This is a genomic window from Corynebacterium striatum ATCC 6940 (assembly GCF_000159135.1).
In the GTDB taxonomy this organism is placed as follows: domain Bacteria; phylum Actinomycetota; class Actinomycetes; order Mycobacteriales; family Mycobacteriaceae; genus Corynebacterium; species Corynebacterium striatum.
Map to the genome: position 1 here is coordinate 4,487 of NZ_GG667525.1, position 1,790 is coordinate 6,276.

The following is a 1,790-nucleotide window of genomic DNA, read 5'->3' on the forward strand; positions in this document are numbered from 1 at the left end:
CAAATCCCCTGTAAAGTTTGACGCTTATTTCCACTATCCATATCTGAAAAGGCAGACAACGCAGCACGAAAACTTGGTTCCTCAGAATACTCTCTAATTTTCTCTGGGACTGCAGTAAACGAACGCCAGTCTCCAAGTTCGTTCGTCAACTTCATCACCTCATCAGCCGATAGCTTTCGCTTAAGACCTTCGGAAGGATCTCTGTCGAGCCTCTGTTTATATTGACTAGCTTTTGTCATTTCCACTCATCTCCAGATATTTCAAAATCACGGTCTTATATTCCGGCAAGAGATTTTGCAAACCCGAAATCTCATCCTTTCCAAATAAACCTAGCTTTTCATGCTCGATGCTTTCACTAATATCAATCCCTTCATTCAATGACACGGTGACCCCATATGCGATAATCGCAACCGGATTTTCCACTTTCGGATCTCTTAGAAGAAACGCATCTACTAGGGTATCGGGGAGAGTCTCCAAATTTGCCTCTTCTTTCAACTCGCGCTGAGCTGTCTCGCGAAGCGATAAGTCTCCCCTGTCCGGCCAGCCTCCGAGTAGCTCCCAATCCCCCCTAGGATTAAGCCCCAATAGCACCTTACCGCCGAGGACTGGAATAACCTTCACACTAGCGTGAACAAAAAACCATCCAGTTTGAGAGTCGATCATTTTTCTCCTTAGATCACGTTATCGAATACTTTGGGGGACAAAAAAGCTGTAGCCGAGCAAATTCCCGTTACCAATATTGCCGAAAGCGCGAATGAGTATCCTGCAGAAGAAGCTTGCGCTATAGCGCCTCCCACGATCATTCCCAATGGAATAGAAACACGGTTATAAGTTCGTACAACTGAAAACGTCGCAACCCTTTCGCCCTCTGGTATACTCGCTTGCTGAAAAGTAGAGTTTACGGATATATATATTCCGCAACCGAGCCCAATAATAAATTGGCCTAGCAACACAGCTGTTCGAGCATATGAGTTGAAGCTCGACCAATCCGGCATTAAGACGGGGGACGCTAGCAGTACAGCACCTAGCGAGTAGACGATTAACGAATTGACAAGTTCTTTCCTCCCGGAACCGCTCAATCGGATAGACAAAAATCCTCCAAGAATCGTCCCAGCAGTTACCGAGATTCCTGTTGCAGCCAAGAATACCGAAGAGTAGCCAAGTTCTTGAATCACATAGACGGCCATAGTTCCGGTTGTTAAGGAGGCAGCAAAGTTAATCAAGCTTCCCACACCCATCAAAAATCTAATGGCTGGACGCTTTCGAACTAACCTACGACCGCTCAGAAATAATTCAAACCAGTGACTATCGTTGTTGGAAGAGATATCTCTTTCCCGAACATACAAACCCGATCTATAGATCTGAACTACTGACACAAGATATCCAGCCGCTCCGGCAACTAAGCAGTACGTTTTGCCAGAAATGTCCAACAGAACCCCAGCAATAGCGGTACCTGCGGAGTTTGCAGCTGAGTCAAGGCTCTTCATTATTCCATTTGCTCTTTTTAGATGCGCTGAATCTCGAAAGCATCTAGGGAAGATTGATAAAAGCAGAACCTCAAAGCAGCCATTTAATATTCCTGACGCCATAGCGAATAGCGTTAAAACGAGATACAAATGGTTGCCCAGAAGTAAAACTATCGATAATGCCACTACACAAACGAGCCTAAAAACTTCAACCCCCAGTAGAACATTTTTATTGCGCAAAACTTTGCCAAGGGGAATCAATGTAAACACGGAAATGGTTTCCGCCAGAAAGACGATACCGATATAAGCCGATATATATAAAGG

General features: G+C 44.9%; 3 protein-coding genes. All 3 read right to left on the bottom strand.

Annotation, left to right across the window (positions count from 1 at the left end):
- Positions 1–239: hypothetical protein (locus tag HMPREF0308_RS14035; protein WP_005531121.1), on the bottom strand; the 239-nt coding region annotated here is incomplete at its 3' end.
- On the bottom strand, positions 226–663 hold the full coding sequence (locus HMPREF0308_RS09700; protein ID WP_005531122.1) for an NUDIX domain-containing protein: 438 nt from the start codon (positions 661–663) through the stop codon (positions 226–228). The genes HMPREF0308_RS14035 and HMPREF0308_RS09700, both read right to left, overlap by 14 nt.
- 8 nt (positions 664–671) lie before the next feature.
- On the bottom strand, positions 672–1,790 hold a 1,119-nt coding region (locus HMPREF0308_RS13355), incomplete at its 5' end, for an MFS transporter (protein WP_080548652.1).

Bases quoted from the DNA above. Each gene is read 5' to 3' on its own strand.
- HMPREF0308_RS09700 (WP_005531122.1), bottom strand. From the start codon at position 663: ATGATCGACTCTCAAACTGGATGGTTTTTTGTTCACGCTAGTGTGAAG.